This window comes from Roseospira goensis (assembly GCF_014197795.1).
Taxonomy (GTDB): Bacteria; Pseudomonadota; Alphaproteobacteria; order Rhodospirillales; family Rhodospirillaceae; genus Rhodospira; species Rhodospira goensis.
The window spans coordinates 57960-78713 of sequence record NZ_JACIGI010000007.1 but is presented as its reverse complement, the minus strand read 5'-3'; the positions used below and the strand labels follow the sequence as shown (position 1 = coordinate 78713).

20 protein-coding genes are annotated in these 20754 nt (G+C 70.9%); 12 read left to right on the top strand and 8 right to left on the bottom strand.

The window, feature by feature from the left end:
• Positions 1 to 160 precede the first annotated feature (160 nt).
• Together GGD88_RS05935 and GGD88_RS05930 are read left to right on the top strand one after the other, a co-directional pair.
• Entirely contained in the window at positions 161 to 739 is a 579-nt protein-coding gene (locus GGD88_RS05935) for an Hsp20 family protein (protein ID WP_184432720.1), read from the top strand.
• Positions 740 to 761: 22 nt separating this feature from the next.
• On the top strand, positions 762 to 1037 hold the full coding sequence (locus GGD88_RS05930; RefSeq protein WP_246423593.1) for a DUF1150 family protein: 276 nt from the start codon (positions 762 to 764) through the stop codon (positions 1035 to 1037).
• A 68-nt stretch (positions 1038 to 1105) separates the two neighbouring features.
• Here the strand turns inward: GGD88_RS05930 and GGD88_RS05925 are convergent, their stop codons facing one another.
• From GGD88_RS05925 to GGD88_RS05910, 4 genes are all read right to left on the bottom strand, one after another.
• The gene (locus GGD88_RS05925) at positions 1106 to 2041 is read right to left on the bottom strand and encodes a DMT family transporter (RefSeq protein WP_184432717.1); all 936 of its coding nucleotides are present in this window, start codon (positions 2039 to 2041) and stop codon (positions 1106 to 1108) included.
• A gap of 3 nt (positions 2042 to 2044) precedes the next feature.
• Entirely contained in the window at positions 2045 to 2851 is an 807-nt protein-coding gene (locus GGD88_RS05920; protein WP_184432715.1) for an alpha/beta fold hydrolase, read from the bottom strand.
• 115 nt (positions 2852 to 2966) lie between these two features.
• The gene (locus GGD88_RS05915; RefSeq protein WP_246423592.1) at positions 2967 to 3677 is read right to left on the bottom strand and encodes a cytochrome b/b6 domain-containing protein; all 711 of its coding nucleotides are present in this window, start codon (positions 3675 to 3677) and stop codon (positions 2967 to 2969) included.
• An 81-nt stretch (positions 3678 to 3758) separates the two neighbouring features.
• A complete protein-coding gene (locus GGD88_RS05910; RefSeq protein ID WP_184432713.1) occupies positions 3759 to 4046 on the bottom strand; it encodes a PepSY domain-containing protein in 288 nt (95 codons plus the stop codon).
• A gap of 164 nt (positions 4047 to 4210) precedes the next feature.
• Here GGD88_RS05910 and GGD88_RS05905 point away from each other — a divergent pair, with 164 nt between their 5' ends.
• The 4 genes from GGD88_RS05905 (at position 4211) to GGD88_RS05890 (ending at position 7220) form a co-directional block, all read left to right on the top strand.
• On the top strand, positions 4211 to 4699 hold the full coding sequence (locus GGD88_RS05905; protein WP_184432711.1) for a PepSY domain-containing protein: 489 nt from the start codon (positions 4211 to 4213) through the stop codon (positions 4697 to 4699).
• A complete protein-coding gene (locus GGD88_RS05900) occupies positions 4699 to 5364 on the top strand; it encodes a response regulator transcription factor (protein WP_184432709.1) in 666 nt (221 codons plus the stop codon). The genes GGD88_RS05905 and GGD88_RS05900 overlap by 1 nt, the downstream gene beginning before the upstream one ends.
• Before the next feature lie 13 nt (positions 5365 to 5377).
• On the top strand, positions 5378 to 6790 hold the full coding sequence (locus GGD88_RS19275; protein WP_221237025.1) for an ATP-binding protein: 1413 nt from the start codon (positions 5378 to 5380) through the stop codon (positions 6788 to 6790).
• Between the two features lie 127 nt (positions 6791 to 6917).
• On the top strand, positions 6918 to 7220 hold the full coding sequence (locus GGD88_RS05890; protein ID WP_184432707.1) for a sll1863 family stress response protein: 303 nt from the start codon (positions 6918 to 6920) through the stop codon (positions 7218 to 7220).
• A gap of 231 nt (positions 7221 to 7451) precedes the next feature.
• Here GGD88_RS05890 and tolB read toward each other — a convergent pair whose 3' ends face one another.
• Entirely contained in the window at positions 7452 to 8801 is a 1350-nt protein-coding gene (tolB, locus tag GGD88_RS05885) for a Tol-Pal system beta propeller repeat protein TolB (protein WP_425502574.1), read from the bottom strand.
• Between the two features lie 200 nt (positions 8802 to 9001).
• Between tolB and nth the strand changes: the two genes are divergently transcribed.
• Entirely contained in the window at positions 9002 to 9643 is a 642-nt protein-coding gene (gene nth, locus GGD88_RS05880; RefSeq protein ID WP_246423604.1) for an endonuclease III, read from the top strand.
• Positions 9644 to 9825: 182 nt separating this feature from the next.
• Here the strand turns inward: nth and purH are convergent, their stop codons facing one another.
• A complete protein-coding gene (gene purH / locus GGD88_RS05875; RefSeq protein ID WP_184432912.1) occupies positions 9826 to 11394 on the bottom strand; it encodes a bifunctional phosphoribosylaminoimidazolecarboxamide formyltransferase/IMP cyclohydrolase in 1569 nt (522 codons plus the stop codon).
• Positions 11395 to 11873: 479 nt separating this feature from the next.
• Here purH and GGD88_RS19105 point away from each other — a divergent pair, with 479 nt between their 5' ends.
• Entirely contained in the window at positions 11874 to 12632 is a 759-nt protein-coding gene (locus GGD88_RS19105; protein ID WP_281392835.1) for a helix-turn-helix transcriptional regulator, read from the top strand.
• A gap of 123 nt (positions 12633 to 12755) precedes the next feature.
• On the opposite strand, the gene GGD88_RS05865 is transcribed toward GGD88_RS19105, so the two are convergent.
• Positions 12756 to 14741, bottom strand: a complete 1986-nt coding sequence (locus GGD88_RS05865; RefSeq protein WP_184432704.1) for an acetyl-CoA carboxylase biotin carboxylase subunit — start codon at positions 14739 to 14741, stop codon at positions 12756 to 12758.
• Between the two features lie 133 nt (positions 14742 to 14874).
• Here GGD88_RS05865 and GGD88_RS05860 point away from each other — a divergent pair, with 133 nt between their 5' ends.
• A complete protein-coding gene (locus GGD88_RS05860; protein ID WP_184432702.1) occupies positions 14875 to 15261 on the top strand; it encodes a GxxExxY protein in 387 nt (128 codons plus the stop codon).
• 608 nt (positions 15262 to 15869) lie between these two features.
• Here GGD88_RS05860 and GGD88_RS05855 read toward each other — a convergent pair.
• On the bottom strand, positions 15870 to 17402 hold the full coding sequence (locus GGD88_RS05855) for an acyl-CoA carboxylase subunit beta (RefSeq protein ID WP_184432700.1): 1533 nt from the start codon (positions 17400 to 17402) through the stop codon (positions 15870 to 15872).
• Positions 17403 to 17893: 491 nt separating this feature from the next.
• Between GGD88_RS05855 and GGD88_RS05850 the strand changes: the two genes are divergently transcribed.
• The 3 genes from GGD88_RS05850 (at position 17894) to GGD88_RS05840 (ending at position 20645) form a co-directional block, all read left to right on the top strand.
• Positions 17894 to 19447, top strand: a complete 1554-nt coding sequence (locus tag GGD88_RS05850) for an acyl-CoA carboxylase subunit beta (protein ID WP_184432698.1) — start codon at positions 17894 to 17896, stop codon at positions 19445 to 19447.
• Between the two features lie 180 nt (positions 19448 to 19627).
• On the top strand, positions 19628 to 20071 hold the full coding sequence (locus GGD88_RS05845; protein WP_184432695.1) for an OadG family transporter subunit: 444 nt from the start codon (positions 19628 to 19630) through the stop codon (positions 20069 to 20071).
• 148 nt (positions 20072 to 20219) lie between these two features.
• Positions 20220 to 20645: a biotin/lipoyl-containing protein gene (locus GGD88_RS05840; protein WP_184432693.1), complete on the top strand. Its 426-nt coding sequence runs from the start codon at positions 20220 to 20222 to the stop codon at positions 20643 to 20645.
• Positions 20646 to 20754 lie beyond the last annotated feature (109 nt).

Genomic DNA, 20754 nt, shown 5'->3' with positions numbered 1-20754 from the left:
GCTTGACGGCTGGGGGTTTTGTCCCGAAATAGGGTGAGGGTCGATCCGTCCCGGCAACGCCGCCTCAGGGTTGTCGGGCGGGCGATCCGACCGCTGCGGCGGATGCCGGGTCACCGGGTCCGCCCACCCACTCGCTCGGAACCGAGGAGGAGGAGCGCCCATGACCCGCGTGTCCGGGTTCAACAGCCCGCTGCTGGTGGGCTTCGAGCATGTCGAACGGCTGCTGGACCGGGTCCAGAAATCGCAGCCGGAGGGCTACCCGCCCTACAACATCGAACAGATCGGCGAGACGCGCCTGCGCATCACCCTGGCCGTCGCCGGCTTCACCGAGGACGATCTGTCGGTCTCGGTCGAGGACAACCAACTCGTCATCCGCGGCCGCCAGGCCAGCGACGACGGCACGCGGGTGTTCCTGCACCGGGGCATCGCGGCGCGCCAGTTCCAGCGCGCGTTCGTGCTCGCCGAGGGCATGGAGATTCTGGGCGCGCACCTGGAGACCGGCCTGTTGCACGTGGACCTCGACCGGCCGGTGCCGGAGCCGCGCGTGCGCCGCATCAAGATCAGCGGTCAGCCCGCAGCCCGGCGCGGCAACGGGGCGCGCAGCAAGGGCGCCGGCCAGACCATCGCCGTCGATGCCGAGGCCGATCCGGGGGCCGACGCCGATGCGGGGGCCGACGCCAACACCGAGGCGGAGGGTCCGGAAACCGACCGCGCTTCGGCGCCGCTGCGCTCCTCCTGAGGTTCGAGTAGGAGAGTCCGTCATGTCCGAGACCAAGACCACCACCCCCGGCCCGTTGATCGCGCAGCCCGTGCCCGAGCGGGACGACAGCGGCACCATCGGGTCCATGAGCCCGCAGGACTTCGCGCGTCTGGGCCTGAACCACATCGCCTACATCTACGCCGTCCGCACCGAGGACGACGAGACCGGCTGGGCGATCCACGCCGCCAACGGCCAGCGCATCGGCTTCGCGCCGACGCCGGAACAGGCGATCGCGGCCACCCGCCAGCACGACATGGAGCCGCTCAGCGTGCACTGAGGGGCTGAGGGCACGGAGGGTCATGGCCCGGGGCGGCCGCCGCGTACGGACCGCCGCCCCGGCCCGCCCTATCCCCGGGCCGGCGCCGGGCGGCGCCGGCGCTGCCACAGGAACTCCACCAGCACGGCGCCACAGATCACCGCGATGGCGGTCACCTGGATCGCCGTCACCGGCTGCGCCAGGATCAGCAGCGCCAGCGCCGCGGCGATCACCGGCTTGAGAAAGAACAGGTAGCTCGCCCGCGTGATGTCGGGCGCGTGCGCCAGCCCGCCGATCCACAGATACTGGGTCAGTGTGGTGTTCCACAGCGCAATCGCCAGCAGGCTCCAGGCCTCGCGCGGCGGCCGGTCCGGCAGCGCGGTGGGATCAACCCAAACCCCGAACGCCACCCCCACCAGCAGCCACAGCCCGATGCCGCCCAGGAACATGGACAGGGCGGTGATTCGCAGGGCGCCGTACTGGCCGATGATCGGCTTCATCAAGACCGAGTAGACCGCCACCAGGGCGGCGCAGCCCAGCGCCATCAGCAGGCCCACCAGCGAGCCGCCGGCGTCCATCAGCCGCCCCAGCATGCCGTCCGTCAGCAGCAGCGCCACGCCCAGCACGGCGGCGGCGCCGGTCAGCCATTTGGCGGCGCTGACCGGCTGGCGGTTGATGACCAGGTTGGCGAGCCCGACCCAGATCGGAATGGTGGTCACCAGGGTGGCCACCTGGATGACGGTCGCGTGGTCCAGCGCCCAGTGGAACAGCAGGTAGGCCAGGCTCACCCCCAGCAGTGACAGCACCAGAATCCGGCCGCCGGCCTCGCGCAGGGGGGTGATCATGTCGCGCGCGCCCGGCACCGCCAGCGCGATCAGCAACAGGCCGGTGCCGCCCAGAAGATAGCGCCAGCTCGACACCTCCGGTCCGGCCACGCCGGAATAGACGGCCACGAACTCGCTGGAGGCATGGCCGAGGACGCCAATCATGACGGCGCCGTAAGCCACCGCGGGATTGCTCCACATGGCTCAGACCTCCGCCGCGAAGGCGATCAGGGCATCGGCCAGCCGCTCCGGGCGTTCCTGTGGCAGCAGGTGGCCGGCGTCGTCCCAGGTCAGGTGGCGGGCGTCCGGCAGCCGCGCGCGCAGCTCGTCCACGATGGGCCGGTCGAGAAACAACCGGTCCTGGAGCCCGGTCACCGTCAGCACCGGCAGGGTCAGGGCCTCGTAGGGCAGGTCCCAGTCGGTGCCGCCGGCGGCCTCCATCAGCCGCACGTGACCGTGACCCGGATCCAGCGGCACGTAGGGGGCGCCGGTCAGGAACTGGGCGCGGTGGGCGGCCTGGTAGTCCTCGTTGGTCAGGAGCGGCAGGAACATGTCCAGCAGCAGCGGGACGCCGCCGGTCCTGACCGCCGCCAGCATGGCGTCGTTGATCCAGGCGATGCGCGGTCCGATGCGACGCAGGGTGTTGAGCAGCACCAGCCCCTCGGCCGGCATTCCCGCCAGGATGGCGCGGGCGGCGTACAGCCCGCCGATGGACAGTCCCACCGGCAGCGGGCGCGGCGGCGCCACATGGTCCACCAGACGCCGCAGATCACCCGCGATCAGGGCCGCGTCCAGCACCGTGTCCGGGGTGAACGGACTGTCCTGCTGGCCGCGAACGTTCCAGCACAGCGTGCCCAGACCGGCGGCCCGGCAGCGTGGCGCCACCACCGCCTGCCAGGCGCCGGTGTTGCCGGTCAGCGCGTTGACGAAGACGAGGGTGGGCTTGTTGCCCGCGGGCGGGTCGTACTCGTGGTACAGCCCCGCCCCCGGACCGAGGTCCAGCAGCGCCATGGTCGGATCTCCTCCCTGTCGGGTCCGGGGCGTTGACCGCCCCGGCGTTGTGTCGAGACCGATACCATAGCGCTGCGCTTCAGTTGTACAAGATGCGTCGGTCTAACGCAGGGCGTCAGGCCCGCTTGCGGCCGTCGATCATGGCGCGCACCAGGTTCTCGTTGTGGGCGAAGCTGCTGGTGATGAAGCCCATGATGTGCAGGCCCATCAGCACCAGAGTCAGGTTGGCGAAGAACTCGTGCAGCTCCTCCCACTGCTCGCCGGCCTCGCCGCCTTCGCCGCGCTCGCGGCCCTCGCCGTACTCACCATACTCGTCATCGTCGGCGAACGCCGGGCCGATGAACTCCACCTGCGCGGTGGCGGCCGGACCCATGAACGAGGCCAGCGGCCCCTCACCCTCCTGGGCGATCATCGCCATGCCGGTGTAGCTGGCCGCGAACAGCGACGCCATCAGCGCCAGGGCCATCAGACCGCCGGCGGGGTTGTGACCGATGAAGCGCTTGGCAGTGCCGGCGGGAATGCCCTTGATGTACTCCCACGCCGCCACCGGGCTGCGCACGAAATCGCTGAAGCGGGCATGCTCGCTGCCGATGAAGCCCCAGACGACGCGCAGCAGAATGGTGATGGCGACGGCGTAGCCGGCCCACTCGTGCAGCCATGCGGGCTCACCCTCGGTGAAATAGGCGATCAGGAACCCGGCCACGAGAATCCAGTGCCCGATGCGCACGAAAGGATCCCAGACCTGGATCATGCCGCGGCTGTCGGCGTTGCCGGACTCGGCGGTCTCGGAGGGGGTGCCGTGGTCGGTGCTCGACATCTCAGCCATGTCGATGGTGCTCCTGTTGTCGGTAAAACGTCCTACGGTGGGACGGGCGCGGGTCTGGCCCCGCGCCCGACATACCCGTCCTTAGTCGTCGCGTTCCTGGCGCAGCACCTTGCCGGTCACCGGATCGACGTAGGCTTCCATCCGCACACCCTGGGCGTCGATGAACTCGACCTCGTAGTGATCGCGGTAGGTGTCGACCGAGCGGACGTCGAGGCCGCGACTCGTGAACATATTGGCAACCTGGCCGACGCTCATCCACGCGCTGCGGGGCGCGGTCGTGCCCTGCACGTCGGTGCTGGAGGCCAGGGCGGGCACCGCGGCCAGGGTCAGGGCGGTGGCGGTGGCGGCGGCGATCAGAGTGGGTCGCATGGGACGGTCTCCTTCGGGTCTGCTATGGAGAGGGGAGTACGGCGCCGGCGGCGGGACCATCCCGCCCCGGGCCGTCGTGGGACCCACCCTGCGCCAACGCCGCTGACGCCAGCCTGATCGCCCGCGTCAGCGTCCTGTCAGTCGGTCTGGCCGAGGATCGCGCCATGAGACACGCATCCCCCCTCGCCCGCCGCTGGGTTCACGGCACCCTCGCGGCGGCGCTGCTGATCAGCGCGGCCGTCGCCGCTCCGGCGCCGGCGCGAGCCGACGACGACGGCTACTATCACGGCCCCACCGCCCCCGGCCGCTACGGCGACGACGACCGGAATGATGAGTGGGACGACGACCACTATGACGACGACCATGGTGACGACGACGACCATGACGATCGCTACGGCCGCGACTCCGACCGGGTCCCCGATGCCCACGAGCGCGCCCGCCAGTTGCTGCAGCAGGGCCGCATCCGGCCGCTCGCCGAGATCCTGTCGCAGGTGGGCACGGCCCTGGAAGGCCGCCTGATCGACACCGAGTTCGAGCGCGAGGACGGCCTGTATGTCTACGAGTTCACCGTGGTCCGGCCCAACGGCCGGGTGCAGGAGATCTACGTGGACGCCGCCACGGCGCGGGTGGTGAAGATCGAGGACGACGACTGATGCGAATCCTGCTGGTGGAGGACGACGCCCGCATCGCGGCCGATACCGCCCAGGCGCTGGAGCGCGCCGGCTACCGCGTCGAGACCTGCGGCGACGGCGAGGAAGCCTGGTTCCTGGGCGATACCGAGGACTACGACCTGATCGTGCTGGACCTGGGACTGCCCGGCATGGATGGGCTGGCGGTGCTGAAGCGCTGGCGCGCCGGCGGGCGGCAGACGCCGGTCCTGGTGCTGACGGCGCGCGGCAGCTGGACCGAGCGGGTCGAGGGTATCGACGCCGGGGCCGACGACTACCTGCCCAAGCCATTCCGCATGGAGGAACTGATCGCGCGGGTGCGCGCCCTGATCCGCCGCTCCGCCGGGCACGGGGCGGCGGTCATCGCGGCCGGCCGTCTGAGCGTGGACACCCGCGCCATGACGGTGGCGGTCGACGGCGTGCCGGTGCCGCTGTCGCCGCTGGAATACAGGTTGGTGGCCTATCTGGTTCACCATCATGGCCGGGTCGTGCCGCCGCCGGAGCTGCTGGATCATCTGTACGGCGACGACGACGCGCGCGAGGCCAACGCGCTGGAAGCCGTCGTCACCCGCCTGCGGCGCAAGCTGGGGGCGGGAGTGATCGAGACCCGGCGCGGCTTCGGCTACACACTCGCCGACACCCCGGCCTGAGCGGGAGTCAGCCGTGGGGACCCGCCTGGCGCCCTCGTCCATCCGCGTCCGGCTGCTGATCGCCGGCGCGGTCTCGATTGTGGTCGCGCTGGCGCTGGCCGGCACCGGGCTGTCGCTGCTGTTCGAGCGCCACGTGGAGCGCCGCGCCCTCGTGGAACTCGGCGTCCACCTGGACCAAGTGATCGCCGGCCTCGACCGCGCCCCGGACGGCCGGCTGGCGGCCCCGCAGCCGCCCGCCGATCCGCGCTTCACGCGCCCGCTGTCCGGGCTCTACTGGCAGGTGGAGGCCGAAGCGGAAGATCGGGTGCTGCGCTCGCGCTCGCTGTGGGACGCCCGCCTGGACCTGCCGGCCGACGAGTTGCGCGACGGGCAGGTGCATGAACACACCCTGGACGGCCCGGCGGGCCAGTCGCTGCTGACCCTGGAGCGCAGCGTCACCCTGCCGGGCCGGCTCGGCAGCCCCAAGGTGCGCGCCGCGGTGGCGCTCGACCGCGCCGACCTGCGCGCCGCCACGGCGGCCTTCGCCGCCGACCTGCTGCCCTACCTGGGCGTGCTGGCGCTCGGGCTGATCGTGGCGAGTTGGCTGCAGATCACGGTGGGCCTGCGCCCGCTGGCGGCCATCCGCGCCCGCGTCGGGGCCATCCGCGCCGGCACCGCAAGCCGGCTTGGCAGCGACTTCCCCGACGAGGTGCAGCCGCTGGCCGCCGAGGTCGACGGCCTGCTGACCGCGCGCGAGGGCGACGTGGCGCGCGCCCGCGCCCGCGCCGCCGACCTCGCGCACGGCCTCAAGACGCCGCTGCAGGTGCTGGCCGGCGACGTGGCGCGCCTGCGCGAGTCGGGCGCCGTCGACGTCGCCGACGAGATCGACCAGGTGGCCACCGCCATGCGCCGCCACGTCGAACGGGAACTGGCCCGCGCCCGCCTGGCCGCCGGCATGCTGGACGGCAGTTGCCGCCCGGCCGAGGTGGCGGCCCGGGTCGTCGGTGTGGTGCGGCGCGGCCCGGCGGGGGCCCGCCTGACCTGGCACGAGCGGATCCCCGCCGACCTGCGGGCGGGCATCGACGGCGACGACCTGACCGAGGTGCTGGGGGCGCTGATCGAGAATGCCGCCCGCCATGCCGCCACCTCGGTCACCCTGACCGGCGCGGCCGCAGACGAGGCGGTCGAGCTGCGTGTCATCGACGACGGCCCGGGGATCGCGGCCGAGCAGCGCGCGGCCGTGCTGGACCGGGGCACCCGCCTGGACACCGCCGGCCCCGGCACCGGTCTGGGCCTCCCGATCGCCCAGGACATCCTGGCCGCCTGGGGCGGGGCCCTCGATCTGGAGGACGCCCCGGGGCCAGGCAGCGGACTGGCCGTCCGTGTCACCCTTCCGCGCCCGCGCCGCGCGGACTCGCGCGCGCCGCGTCATCTCCCCATGTTGTGACGAGGGGGGCAACGCCGGGGGGCACACGGGGGGCGCGGGGGCGCGGGGGCGGCCCCGCCCGCCTCGACGAGACGTCATCACAGACGGCCCCGAAGACGGGACCCAAAGACAGGAAAGGACACGTGCGATGACCGGGTCCGAAGACGAGAAAAACGCCTACATCACCCGCATGGAAGCCCAACTGCGCGAATGGCGGGCCGAGGTCGACAAGATGCGCGCCAAGGCCGAGGCGGCCCAGGCCGACGCCCGCATCAAGTGGCATGAGCAGGCCGACGAGATGCAGCGGCGCCTGGACGAGGCGCGCACCGAACTGGATCGTCTGCGCAACGCCAGCGAGGACGCCTGGCGCGACGTCCGCGCCGGCTTCGAAGCCTCCTGGGGTGCCATGACCGACGCCTGGTCACGGGCGATGGAGCGCTTCCGGTCCTGACGGGCGCAGGCGCCCAGGGTCCGGCCGGCGGGACCCGTTGGCGGAACCCTGAGGCTTGGGCGGCGCGGCCCTCGCCTTACAGCCGATGGCGACACACCGGATTCGCGCCACGATTTCGGTTTGTCGCGATCATCGGCTGAGACTCATGAATCGGCTGAGACTCATACATTTGGCGCGGAGTCATGCGATCAATCCGAACCACGTCGTGGTTCGGATTGATCGCGATCGGCGCTAGGGCAGCAGCGGCGACCAGGCCGGATCGGAGGCATCGGTGGGCGTCGGCACCGGTCGCTCGTTGAAGCCGGTGAGATCGACGCTGTACAGGCGCGTCGTCCCCCCGCCCGGCTGCTGGCGGAAGAACATCAGCACGCGGCCGTTGGGCGCCCAGGTTGGCCCTTCCACCAGATAGCCCTCGGTCAGGATGCGCTCGCCGCTGCCGTCCGGCTTCATGACCCCGATGTAGAAGGTGCCGCCCTTCATCTTGGTGAAGGCGATCAGATCGCCGCGCGGCGACCAGACCGGGGTCGCATAGCGGCCGTCGCCGAAGCTGATCCGGGTGACGGCGCCGCCGCCGGCGTTCATGACGTAGATCTGCTGCGCGCCGCCGCGGTCGCTGTTGAAGGTGATGCGCGACCCGTCGGGCGAGAACGACGGCGAGGTGTCGATCGCCGGGTTGGTGGTCAGGCGGCGGGATTGCCGGGTGCGCAGGTCCATGACGTAGAGGTCGGAATTGCCGTTCTCGGCCATGCTCATGACCACCCGGTTGCCGTCGGGCGAGAACCGAGGGGCGAAGGTCATGCCGGGGAAGTTGCCGAGCAGCTCGCGGCGACCGGTGTCGATGTTGAAGAGATACACCCGCGGCACGCCCTGATAATAGGACATGTAGGTGATCTCCTGCGCCGTCGGCGAGAAGCGCGGCGTCAGCACCAGCGCCTGGCCGTCCGTCAGGTAGCGGTTGTTGGCGCCGTCCTGGTCCATGATGGCGAGACGCTTGACGCGCTCGGTGGCCGGGCCGGTCTCGGCGATATAGACGATGCGGGTGTCGAAATAGCCCTCCTCGCCGGTCAGCGCCTTGTAGATTTCGTCGGCCACCATGTGCGCGGCGCGGCGCCAGTTGGCCGGCTCGGTGACGATCTGGGTGCCCACGAGCTGCTGCCCGGCGAACACGTCCCACAGCCGAAAACCGACCTGAAGGCGGCCGTCGGCCAGCCCCTGGACCTGGCCCTGCACCAGCGCCTGGGCCTTCAGGATGCGCCAATCCTCGAACCGCGGCCGCGCCTCCAGGTCGGGCAGGGTCTGCACGAAGGCGGCCGGATCCAGCGGCCGGAACAGGCCGGAGCCACGCAGGTCGTTGGTGATGACGGCGGCGACCTCGCGGCCGCGCTGGGCCATGGTCGCATCGCCGGCGCCGGCGAAGGCCGGAACCGCGATGGGCAAAGGGTCCTGGCGCCCGCCGGTGATGTCGATGCGCACCTGCGCCTGAGCCGGGGCGACCGCCAGCAGCGCGGTCAGCACCAGCGCCAGCAGGGCCATCAGCACACCGGCCCTCGGGACGACGAAACGGGAACGGAAACGGGGCATGGAGTCGGCCTCTTTTCACCGGGCACGGGAAACGACAGCCTGCCCTTGATGACGTCCAAATGGGGCATGATTGCGGCGTGCGCCGGCTTCCCGCCGGCGCGCGGGCGGTGTAGGCTCGGTGCGCCATGACGACCGCCAAGCCCGCCCCATCCGCCGCCGACCCCGCCGACTCTGCCGAGGCCGGGCCGGCCGCGCCGCCGCTGCCGCCGGCGGCGGTCGAAGCCCTGTTCGCCCGTCTCAGCGCCGCCCTGCCCGAGCCCCAGAGCGAGCTGGCCTACGTCAATCCCTACACGCTTCTGGTGGCCGTGGTGCTGTCGGCGCAGGCCACCGACAAGGGCGTCAACAAGGCCACCAAGGGCCTGTTCGCGGTGGCCGACACGCCGCAGAAAATGGTGGCGCTGGGCGAGGACGGGGTCAGGGCGCATATCCGCACCATCGGCCTGTTCAACAGCAAGGCCAAGAACGTCATCGCCCTGTCGCAGGCCCTGATCGAGCAGCACGGCGGCCAGGTGCCGGCCGAGCGCGCGGCGCTGGAGGCGCTGCCCGGCGTGGGGCGCAAGACCGCCAACGTGGTGCTCAACCTCGCCTTCGGGCAGCCCACCATCGCGGTCGACACCCACATCTTCCGGGTCGCCAACCGCACCGGGCTGGCGGCGGGCAAGACAGTCCGCGCGGTCGAGGACGCCCTGGAGCGGGTCGTGCCCGAGCGGTACCGGCGGCACGCCCACCATTGGCTGATCCTGCACGGCCGCTACGTGTGCAAGGCGCGCAAACCGGCATGCGACGCCTGCCCGATCGCCGATCTGTGCGGCTGGCCCGGGAAACCGGCGGCGGGGGTTTGACCACCGAGACACCACGGACACCAAGGCCGCGCCTTGGACCCATGCGGCCCCACGCCGGAGCGTGGGGCCGAGACTCCGGGCCTCTCGCGCCCCCGCTCCCGCGGGGGCGCCCTGCACCCAAGCGGCCCCACGCCGGAGCGTGGGGCCGAGAAAGAGAGCCTGGGGCCGAGAAACAGCCGCCCTCAATGCCGGAAGTGACGCATCCCGGTGAACACCATGGCCAGGCCGGCGGCATCGGCGGCAGCGATCACCTCTTCGTCGCGGACCGACCCACCCGGCTGGATCACCGCCGTGGCCCCGGCCTCGACCGCCGCCGTCAGGCCGTCGGCGAACGGGAAGAAGGCGTCGGAGGCGACCACCGCGCCCCGGGTCAGCGGCTCCGCGAGGCCGGCGGCCTCCGCGGCGTCGGCCGCCTTGCGGGCGGCGATGCGCGCACTGTCGACGCGGCTCATCTGGCCGGCACCGATGCCCACCGTGGCGCCGTCCTTGACGTAGACGATGGCGTTCGACTTGACGTGCTTGCAGACCCGGAAGGCCAACAACAGGTCGGCCAGTTCGGCCGCCGTGGGGGCACGCCGGGTCACCACCCTCAGGTCGGCCTCGGTCACCCGCCCGTTGTCGCGCGTCTGCACCAGCATGCCGCCGGCCACCGAGCGCACCGTCAGGCCCGGCGTCTCCGGGTCCGGCATCACGCCGGTGACCAGCAGGCGCAGGTTCTTCTTGGCCGCGAAGACGGCGCGGGCGTGGTCGTCGGCGTCGGGCGCGATCACCACCTCGGTGAAAATGCGGGTGATGGCCTCGGCGGCGGTGCGGTCCAGCGCCCGGTTGACCGCCACGATGCCCCCGAAGGCGCTGACGGGGTCACAGGCCAGGGCCCGCTCGTAGGCGGCGTGCAGGCTGTCGGCGACGGCCACGCCGCACGGGTTGGCGTGCTTGATGAGCGCCACGGCGGGATCGCTGAACTCGCTGACCAGCTCGAAGGCGGCGTCGGTGTCGTTCAGGTTGTTGTAGGACAAGGCTTTACCCTGCACCTGGCGCGCGCTCGCCACGCCCGGGCGGGCCAGCCCGTGGACATAGAACGCGGCCTGCTGGTGCGGATTCTCGCCGTAGCGCAGGGTCTGCTTCAGTCGGCCGGCGGCGATGAAGTGGCGCGGGGTCGCATCCCCGGTCTGGTCCGCGAACCAGCGGCTGATGGCGCCGTCGTAGGCCGCGGTCCGGGCGAAGGCGCGGGCCGCCAGGGTGCGCCGCAGGGCGAGCCCGACGCGGCCGTCATGGGCCTTCAGATCGGCCAGCAGCGGCGCGTAGTCCTCGGGGTCGGTGACCACCGTCACCGCGGCATGGTTCTTGGCCGCGGCCCGGATCAGCGCCGGCCCGCCGATGTCCACGTTCTCCACGCAATCCGCGAAGCCGGCCCCTTTCGCCACGGTGGACTCGAAGGGGTACAGGTTCACCACCACCAGGTCGATCGGCGCGATGCCGTGCGCCTCCATGGCGGACTCGTGGGTCGGATTGCCGCGCAGGCCCAGGATGCCGCCATGAATGGCCGGGTGCAGCGTCTTGACGCGCCCGTCCAGCATCTCCGGGAAGCCGGTGTGATCGGAAACCTCGGTCACCGGCACGCCGGCCGCGGCGATGGCCCGGGCAGTGCCGCCGGTGGACAGCAGGGCGATGCCGTGGTCGTACAACGCACGGGCGAGTTCCTCCAGGCCCGTCTTGTCGGAAACGGAGACGAGGGCACGACGGATGGGCATCAGGTCGGGGGCGGGCGCGGCAACGGACACGGGCGGAAACTCCGGGCGACGGACGGGAAGTGCGGTGCGCCGGTCCTATAGCACGGCGTCCGGCGGGGCGGAACCGGCCGTCCGCCCGCCGCACCCGGGGGGCGGCCGCGCGCCGCCCGGGCGCGGTGCCGGCGGGCGCACGTCAGACGCGAATAACCGCTACCGTATTGACGCGCGATGCGAGAGAGAGTTCTTGCAAGGCGGCCATGTTCGCATTAGGGTTGTGTAAAAACTAGATGTATTTCAGGGTCATGAGGTGAAGAAGGCGGCCGCGCCGTGCCGGCACCACGCGCGGTCCATGAGCCAGAGGGGAGAGACAGAGCAGCCATGTCCTGCCGACAGATTGTGGTCTGCGCGCCGGTCCGCGTGCGGCCGGCCCGTCAGGTCGGCCGCCGCACCCGCGCCGTCGGTGCGGCTTCGGCGTGCGGCGACCGGCCGACGGGGCGGCGATGACGCACCAAGGCACGCTGACGGCGATGACGGGCCTCACCCTGTTTCTCGATCGCCTCGCCGAGGCCCGGACCCGGGACATCGCCTGGCGGGAGACGGTCGCCCATTTCGGGGGGCACGGGTTCGAGGGCGTCCTGTCCCTGACCTGCGTGCCCGACGCCGACGGGCGCGGCACCCGGCGGCTCCTGGCGTCCGTCGAGGCGGCGGTGGTCGCGGTCTGCGAGGATCGGGCGGCCGCCCTCAAGGACGGCGCCCTGGCCCACATGGCGGGCGCCCTGCGCCCGGCGCTGCTCACCACCGAGACGTGCGGCACGGCGGCGCCGGACGAGGCGCCGCCGCCGCTTCTGCTGGCCGCCGCCGGGGCGGGCTATGGCGGACTTCTGCTGGTCCCGCTCCGCTGCGGCGGCGTTGCCTGTGCCGCGGGCATGATCCTGTTGTCGCGCCATGCCCCCGCCGTCTGTCGCGATCTGGTCGACCGGCACGGCCTGGAACTGGTCTACGCCGCCAGCCAGGCCCAGCTTCGGCTCGGGCAGCTGGGGGTCGAGGAGGACGGCGCGGCCCCCGCGCTGACGAACCGCGAGCGCGAGGTCCTGGTGCTGAGCGCCCACGGCATGACCACCCGGGAAGTGGCGGAGGCGCTGGGGATCTCCGTCTCCGGGGTCAATTTCCACATCGGCAATGCCGCCCGCAAGCTGGGCGCCAACAACCGCACCCACGCCACCAGCCTGGCCATCGCCGGCGGCCTCATCGCGGTGTGAGGCTGGGCGGTGTGAGGCTGGGCGGTGTGAGGCCGGGCGGTGTGAGGCCGGACCGCCCGCCGGTCGAGACCGCCGCGGCGCGGCGGCGGTCGTCCCCCCTTGCCCGCCGCCGCCCCGGCGGGCCTACTCGAACTCCAGGATGATCTGATCGACCGACAGGCTGTCGCCCGGACCGGCGTGCAGCGAGGCCACCACGCCGTCGCGCTCGGCCCGCAGGATGTTCTCCATCTTCATCGCCTCGACCACGGCCAGGGTCTCGCCGCTCTTGATCTCCTGGCCCGGCTCGACCGCCACCGAGACCAGCAGCCCCGGCATCGGCGACAGCAGGTACTTCGACAGGTCCGGCGGCTGCTTCTTGGGCATCAGGGCCGCCAGATCGGCCGCCAGCGGGGTCATCACCACCGCACGGTCGGCGGCGCCAGCATGGAACAGACGATAGCCGACCCCGTCGCGGTCGATCTGCACGCTCTCCGGATGGCCGTTGATCTCACAGCGGAACAGCGACTGGCCAAGGCGCCAGGCGGTGCGGATGACCATCGGCTCCTCGTCCACCACGACGCGGAAGCCGCCGTCCATCGGGGTGACGGTGACCGGGTGGTTGGTGTCGCCCAGCCGCACCACCCAGTGGTCGCGCACCTGCTTTTCGTGGCCCGGCATCTGGCCGCTGATGCGGGCGTCGCGCTCCGCGTGCTTGCGGTGCACGCAGGCGGCCACGGCCACCAGGATGGTCGGATCCTCCGGCGGCAGGTCGTGCAGATGGAAGCCGTCCGGATACTCCTCGGCGATGAAGTTGGTGGTCAGCTCGCCGCGGACGAAGCGCTCCTTGCCCATCACCGAGGCCAGGAACGGCACGTTGCGCGCCACGCCGCGGATATAGAAGGCGTCCAGGGCGCGGCGCATGTGCCGGATGGCGAGGTCACGGGTGCCACCGTAGGCGATCAGCTTGGCGATCATGGGATCGTAGAACATGCTGATCTCGCCGCCTTCCATCACGCCGGTGTCGACGCGGATCAGGCCGTCCTCCTCGGGTGGCGGCATGAAGCGGGTCAGGCGGCCGATGGAGGGCAGGAAGTTGCGGAACGGATCCTCGGCGTAGATGCGGCACTCGATGGCCCAGCCCTTGAAGCGGATGTCGTCCTGCGTCAGCGTCAGCGGCTCGCCGGCGGCGATGCGGATCATCCACTCCACCAGGTCGAGGCCCGTGATCATCTCGGTCACCGGGTGTTCGACCTGCAGGCGGGTGTTCATCTCCAGGAAGTAGAAGTTGCGGTCGGCATCCACGATGAACTCGACCGTGCCGGCGCTCTTGTAGCCCACCGCCTCGGCCAGGGCGACCGCCTGGGCGCCCATGGCGGCACGCACCTCGGGCGTGAGGAAGGGCGACGGCGCCTCCTCGATCACCTTCTGATGGCGGCGCTGGATGGAGCATTCGCGCTCGCCGATGTGGATCGTGTTGGTGCCGTCGGACAGCACCTGGATCTCGATGTGGCGCGGCTGCTGGACGAACTTCTCGATGAAGACGCGGTCGTCGCCGAAGCTGGAGCGGGCCTCGTTGGCGGCCGAGACGAAGCCCTCGCGGGCGCCGGCGGCGTCGAAAGCGACGCGCATGCCCTTGCCGCCGCCGCCGGCGGAGGCCTTGATCATCACCGGGAAGCCGATCTCCTCGGCGATCTTCACCGCCTCGTCGGGATCGCTGATGATGCCCATGAAGCCGGGCACGGTGCTGACCCCGGCCTCCTGGGCCAGCTTCTTGGAGGTGATCTTGTCGCCCATGGCCTCGATGGCGTGGGCATCGGGACCGATGAAGACGATACCGGCCTCGCTGAGCGCCCGCTGGAACGCCTTGTTCTCCGACAGGAAGCCGTAGCCGGGGTGAACCGCCTCGGCGCCGGTCTGCCGGCAGGCCTCCACGATGCGGTCGATGACCAGGTAACTCTCGGCCGAGGGCGCACCGCCGATGTGCACGCGCTCGTCGGCGAGTTGGGTGTGCAGGGCGTCGGCGTCGGCGTCCGAGTACACGGCCACGGTCTGGATGCCCATGCGACGCGCGGTCTTGATGACGCGGCAGGCGATTTCCCCGCGGTTGGCGATCAGGATCTTCTTGAACATGGCGTGTCCTGGTCCTCGGTCGGTGAACGGTCGATCATGGCGGCGGGCATCACGGCACGGCCGGTGGCGCGTTCGCCAGATCCGTGCTTTAAGTGCAATCAGGGGAACGCATCGACCAAAGGGGGCGCCCGTCATGGACCCCATTGATACGGCGTTGGACGATCTTGCGCACGTGGTCGTGGACAGCGCCCTGCGGGTTCACAGGGCGTTGGGACCCGGCCTCCTGGAGGGGATCTACGAACGCTGCCTGGCCTACGAACTCGACAAGCGCGGCGTCCCACTGCTGCGACAGGTGGATGTGCCGGTGCGCTACGACGGGCGCCACATCGGCACCGGGTATCGGGTCGACATGCTGGTGGGCGGCCGCCTGATCGTCGAATTGAAAGCGGTCGAGCGGGTCACCGAGCTGCACAAGGCGCAGCTTCTGACGTACATGCGGCTGCTGGACCAGCGCCTGGGCCTGTTGATCAACTTCAACGTGCCCGTGATCCGGCAAGGCATCACCCGCCTGATCCTGTGACGCCCGGCGCGAAGACGAACCACCAAGGCACGAAGGCCTCAAGGCGTCACAAGATCCAAAGCCCGCATCACCCGCCTTAACCACGAGGCCGTCAGCAGAAAACGAACCAACCCCGCCCAGGCCGGCGCCAGCCGGTGAGGGTGGGTGACGCAGCCTTGGTGTTCTTCGCGTCTTGGTGGTCAATCCCCGCAACCGTCGCAAAAATGAACCACCAAGGCACGAAGGCACCAAGGCGTCGCACGATCCAAAACCCGCATCACCCGCCTTGACCACGAGGTCGTCAGCAGAAAACGAACCAACCCCGCCCAGGCCGGCGCCAACGGGCGAGGCTGGGTGACGCGGCCTTGGTGTCCTTGGTGTCTTGGTGGTCAATCCCCGCTGCCGTCGTGAAGACGACCCACCAAGGCACGAAGGCCCCAAGGCGGCCGCGCTTCCCTCCCGGTCCCACGATCCGGCGGCGCACCGCGAAACGCCATCGGGGCGCCCACGCAGGAGCGGGGGCGCAAGAGCCCCCGAAAGGCCCAGGCCCGCGCCACCGGGTGCGGCCGAGTGACCACGCCTTGGTGTCCTTGGTGTCTTGGTGGTCATTCCCCGCACCGACCCGGCCTCTACAGCGGAATGTTGCCGTGCTTGCGCCACGGGTTCTCCAGCCGCTTGCCGCGCAGCATGGCCAGGCTCTTGCACAGCCGCTTACGCGTGTTGTGCGGCATGATGACGTCGTCGATGAAGCCGCGCGCGCCGGCCACGAACGGATTGGCGAAGTGGCTGCGGTACTCCTCGGTGCGCGCCGCGATCTTCTCGGGGTCGTTCAGATCCTTACGGAAGATGATCTCGACCGCGCCCTTCGGCCCCATGACCGCGATCTCGGCCGACGGCCAGGCGTAGTTGACGTCGCCGCGCAGGTGCTTGGACGCCATCACCACATAGGCGCCGCCATAGGCCTTGCGGGTGATCACCGTGATCTTGGGCACCGTGGCCTCGGCATAGGCGTACAGCAGCTTGGCGCCGTGCTTGATGATGCCGCCGTACTCCTGACTCACCCCGGGCAGGAAGCCGGGCACGTCGACGAAGGTGATGATCGGGATGTTGAAGGCATCGCAGAAGCGCACGAAGCGGCCGCCCTTGCGCGCGCTGTCGATGTCCAGGCAGCCGGCCAGAACCATCGGCTGGTTGGCGACGATGCCGACCGTGCGGCCCTCCATGCGGGCGAAGCCGGTGATGATGTTCTGGGCGTAGCGCGGGGCGATCTCGAAGAAATCGTGTTCGTCCACGACCTTCTCGATCAACTCCTTCATGTCGTAGGGCTTGTTGGCGTTGTCGGGCACCAGGGTGTCCAGCGACAGCTCCATGCGGTCAAACGGATCCTCGGTCGGCTTGACCGGCGCTGCCTCGCGATTGCTGCCGGGCAGGAAGTCCATGAACCGACGGAGGTTCAGCAGCGCCTCGACGTCGTTGACGAACGACAGGTCGGCCACCCCCGACTTGCCGGTGTGGGTCAGCGCCCCGCCGAGTTCCTCCGACGTCACCTCCTCATGGGTCACCGTCTTCACCACCTCGGGGCCGGTGACGAACATGTTCGAGCTGTCCTCGACCATGAAGATGAAGTCGGTCATCGCCGGCGAGTACACCGCGCCGCCCGCACACGGCCCCATGATCATGGAGATCTGCGGGACGACGCCGGAGCCCAAGACGTTGCGCTGGAACACGTCGGCGTAGCCCGCCAGGCTGTCGACCCCCTCCTGGATGCGCGCGCCGCCCGAATCGTTGAGGCCGATGACGGGTGCCCCAACCCGGATGGCCTGGTCCATGATCTTGCAGATCTTCTCGGCGTGGGCCATCGACAGCGAGCCGCCGAACACCGTGAAGTCCTGACTGAACACGAACACCAGCCGGCCGTTGATGGTGCCCTGCCCGGTGACGACGCCGTCGCCGGGCACCCGCGTCTCGTCCATGCCGAAGGAGTGGCAGCGGTGCTCGACGAACATGTCCCACTCCTCGAAGGAGTCCGGGTCGAGCAGCAGGTCGATGCGCTCGCGCGCGGTCAGCTTGCCGCGTGCGTGCTGGGCGTCGATTCGCCGCTGGCCGCCACCCAGGCGGGCCTGACCGCGTTTGGCGTCGAGCTGGCGGATGATGTCCTGCATGATTCGGTGTTCCCTGCATTACGCTGGCCGCGACGCCGGCACCCCGGCCCAAGACCCCTTGGCCTGGTGCGGCACCCGTGATCGTGCCCGCGTCCCGTCACATGAGAGTCCGGCCGCCCGCACGCGGGCGGCGTCGACATCAAGCCACAAGGGGCCGGATTACGGTGCGGCGCGGGATGGGAACCATGCGGCGCAGCATCAAAAAACGCAAGACCGTTATCCAATCCGGCCACGGATCGTTATTGTATTGCGCCGCCCACGCACCCTGGGCGACACCCGGCCGGCCTCGGCGCGCATCGCGCGCGGGGGCCTCTCGCACCGCAGCAGACCGCGCCCCCACCCCACCCGTTCGCCCGCCGCGGCCGCCCCGGACGGGCCGACCACAGAGCACCCCAGGGGATTCAGGATCGCCGCCGAACCGTGTTCGCTGTGGACGACACCCCCGGGGCTCATCTTATACTCGCCGCGCCGCGAACGCAGGGGGAGCCGCAATGCCGATTTCCAAGCAGGCCGTCGAGGAACTAGACCGCCGCCGCGCCTCGGCGACGGTCGGCGGCGGTCCAAAGAAGATCGAGGCGCGCCACACCAAGGGGCTGTGGACCGCGCGTGAGCGCCTGGACTCCCTGTTCACACCGGGCACGTTCCAGGAGTTCGGCCTGCACGCCCAGCACGAGAGCCGTCAATTCGGCATGGAAGGCAAGGACCTGCCGGGCGACGCCGTGGTGACCGGCGTCGGCTTCATTGACGGCCGCCCGGTGGCCGCCTTCAGCCAGGACTTCACCGTCGCCGGCGGCTCCCTCGGCTCCATGCACGCCGAGAAGCTCAGCCTCATCATGGATCACGCCGAACTGAGCGGTGTGCCGGTGATCGGGTTCAATGACTCGGGCGGCGCCCGCATCCAGGAGGGTGTCTCGGCCCTGTCCGGCTACGGCCAGGTGTTCAACCGCAACGTCCGCCTGTCCGGCGTGGTGCCGCAGATCGCGGTCATCTCCGGGCCGTGCGCCGGCGGCGCCGCCTACTCGCCGGCGCTGATGGACTTCATCATCATGATCCGCGGCGGCTCGGAGATGTTCATCTGCGGCCCCGAGGTCATCCGCGGGGTGACCGGCCAGGCCACCAGCAAGGACGAGATCGGCAGCGCCGACGTGCACGCCAGCGTCTCCGGCAACATCCATTTCGTGGCCGACAGCGAGCAGGACGCCGTGGACATCGTGCGCCGCCTGCTGTCCTACCTGCCGGCCAACAACATGAGCGAGCCGCCGCACGTCATCACCCCGGAGCTGGACCTTGGCGACGATCCCGGCATGGACGACATCCTGCCCGAGTCCGGCAAGGTGCCGTTCGACGTCAAGGACGTCATCACCCGGCTGGTCGACCCGGACAGCTTCCTGGAAGTGCAGCGCGATTTCGCCAAGAACATCGTCGTCGGCTTCGGGCGCATCGCCGGCATGGTGGTCGGCTTCATCGCCAACCAGCCCAAGGAGATGGCCGGCTGCCTGGACATCGACGCCTCCGACAAGGGGTCTCGGTTCATCCGCTTCTGCAACGCCTTCGGCATCCCCATCGTCAACCTGGTGGACGTGCCCGGCTTCCTGCCCGGCGTACGCCAGGAACGCGGCGGCATCATCCGCCACGGCGCCAAGATGCTGTTCGCCTACGGCGCCACCACGGTTCCAAAGATCACCATCATCATGCGCAAGGCCTATGGGGGGGCCTTCCTCGCCATGTGCAGCCGCGACATGGGCGCGGACATCGTGCTCGCCTGGCCGACCGCCGAGATCGCGGTGATGGGGGCCGAGGGCGCGGTCAACATCCTGTATCGCGGCGACCTGGAAAAGGCCGAGGACCGCGCCGGCCGGTCGCGCGAACTGGCCGACGAGTACCGGGCGCACTTCGCCTCGCCCTATATCTCGGCCGGCAAGCTGTTCGTGCACGACGTTATCAAACCCTCCGAAACCCGCAGCCGCATCTCGCTGGCGCTGCGCACCCTTCTGACCAAGCGCGAGACGCGGCCGCCGAAGAAACACGGCAACATTCCGCTGTAGGGCGGATCGCGTCCCCGTTGACCCGCCCGACGGCGGACCACGCCGAATGCGTGGCCCGGCCCGCACCGCCCCGCCGCCCGCGGGCCGGACGACCGCAACCGCAGTGACTTGCCCCGCGCCTGCCGCGCCGGGCCCACGCCCGCCGGCCGGCGGGCGTGCGACAGCACCAGGGAGGCGCCTGTGTTCGCCGGACTGGACATCCTCGTGATCGGGATCATCGTCGTGCTGGCGGTGCTGTCCCTGTTGTGGGCGGCCTGCGCCGCCATGGGGTTCGCCTTCCGCACGGTGACGGCGCGCCAGCAGGCCGCCGAGGCCCGGCGGGCGGCCGAGCAGGCCCGCGTGGCGGCCGCGGCGCCGCCGGCGCCCGCACCGGCCGCGACGCCGCCCCCCGGGACCGCCGGCGGCGGCATCCCGGCCCACCACCTGGCGGTGATCGCGGCCGCCACCGCCGCGGCGATCGACGGACCGCACCGCATCACCCGGGTCTGGATGCCGGTCTCCCCGGCCACCGACTGGGCCAACCAGGCGCGCCTCCAGGGGTTCAGCTCGCACCGCCTCCAGGGGGGATGGAGCCGCCCGGTGCCGGCCTTGACCCAGGCGCGGACCGCCTCCTCGGGCCGATGACCGGCCCGCACCCGCCCGCCACCGGGGCCGGACCGCGGCCGCTCCGGTCCCGACCGCACGGTCCCGTCCCGGGACCACGCGCCCGGGCCATCCAGGCCCGCGTTTCGAATGCCCGAGCAACGCCAGAGTCTCGCAGGGGGACCACCACATGAAGAAGCTGCGCATCACCGTGGAGGGCACGGTCTACGACGTGACCGTGGAAACCCTGGACGACGACGCCGGCGGCCCCGCCGCCACCGCCGCCCCGGCGGCGGCGCGCGCGCCCGTGGCCCCGCCGCCGGCCGCGCCCTCGCCGGCCGCGCCCGCCGCGGCGTCGGCCGCCACCGCCCAGCCGCCCGCCACGCCCGCCGGCCCGGCCGGCAGCGGCGACATCGTCAGCCCCATGGCCGGCACCGTGGTGGCGGTGGACGTCAAGGTCGGCGATACCGTCACGGCCGGCCAGCAGGTGGTGATGCTGGAGGCCATGAAGATGAACACGCCGATCCAGGCCCCGCAGGGCGGCACCGTCGCCAGCGTGGCGGTGCAGGCCGGCACCAGTGTGGCCGAGGGCCAGGTCCTGTTGTCCCTGAGCTAGGGCCGATCGTGATCGATCCGACTCACGGCGTGACTCGGATTGATCCCGCAACTCCGCCCCGGCTCAAAGCGTGAGGGCGGGGTCACGCACGGCATGGGCGCCCGAGAGC

Coding starts and splice junctions, on each gene's coding strand:
- GGD88_RS05850 (WP_184432698.1), top strand. CDS start 17,894: ATGCCGATTTCCAAGCAGGCCGTCGAGGAACTAGACCGCCGCCGCGCC.
- GGD88_RS05915 (WP_246423592.1), bottom strand. CDS start 3,677: ATGGCTGAGATGTCGAGCACCGACCACGGCACCCCCTCCGAGACCGCC.
- GGD88_RS19105 (WP_281392835.1), top strand. CDS start 11,874: ATGACGCACCAAGGCACGCTGACGGCGATGACGGGCCTCACCCTGTTT.
- purH (WP_184432912.1), bottom strand. CDS start 11,394: ATGCCCATCCGTCGTGCCCTCGTCTCCGTTTCCGACAAGACGGGCCTG.
- GGD88_RS05930 (WP_246423593.1), top strand. CDS start 762: ATGTCCGAGACCAAGACCACCACCCCCGGCCCGTTGATCGCGCAGCCC.
- GGD88_RS05855 (WP_184432700.1), bottom strand. CDS start 17,402: ATGCAGGACATCATCCGCCAGCTCGACGCCAAACGCGGTCAGGCCCGC.
- GGD88_RS05840 (WP_184432693.1), top strand. CDS start 20,220: ATGAAGAAGCTGCGCATCACCGTGGAGGGCACGGTCTACGACGTGACC.
- GGD88_RS05910 (WP_184432713.1), bottom strand. CDS start 4,046: ATGCGACCCACTCTGATCGCCGCCGCCACCGCCACCGCCCTGACCCTG.
- GGD88_RS05865 (WP_184432704.1), bottom strand. CDS start 14,741: ATGTTCAAGAAGATCCTGATCGCCAACCGCGGGGAAATCGCCTGCCGC.
- GGD88_RS05905 (WP_184432711.1), top strand. CDS start 4,211: ATGAGACACGCATCCCCCCTCGCCCGCCGCTGGGTTCACGGCACCCTC.
- tolB (WP_425502574.1), bottom strand. CDS start 8,801: ATGCCCCGTTTCCGTTCCCGTTTCGTCGTCCCGAGGGCCGGTGTGCTG.
- GGD88_RS05920 (WP_184432715.1), bottom strand. CDS start 2,851: ATGGCGCTGCTGGACCTCGGTCCGGGGGCGGGGCTGTACCACGAGTAC.
- GGD88_RS05925 (WP_184432717.1), bottom strand. CDS start 2,041: ATGTGGAGCAATCCCGCGGTGGCTTACGGCGCCGTCATGATTGGCGTC.
- GGD88_RS05890 (WP_184432707.1), top strand. CDS start 6,918: ATGACCGGGTCCGAAGACGAGAAAAACGCCTACATCACCCGCATGGAA.
- GGD88_RS05900 (WP_184432709.1), top strand. CDS start 4,699: ATGCGAATCCTGCTGGTGGAGGACGACGCCCGCATCGCGGCCGATACC.
- GGD88_RS05935 (WP_184432720.1), top strand. CDS start 161: ATGACCCGCGTGTCCGGGTTCAACAGCCCGCTGCTGGTGGGCTTCGAG.
- GGD88_RS05860 (WP_184432702.1), top strand. CDS start 14,875: ATGGACCCCATTGATACGGCGTTGGACGATCTTGCGCACGTGGTCGTG.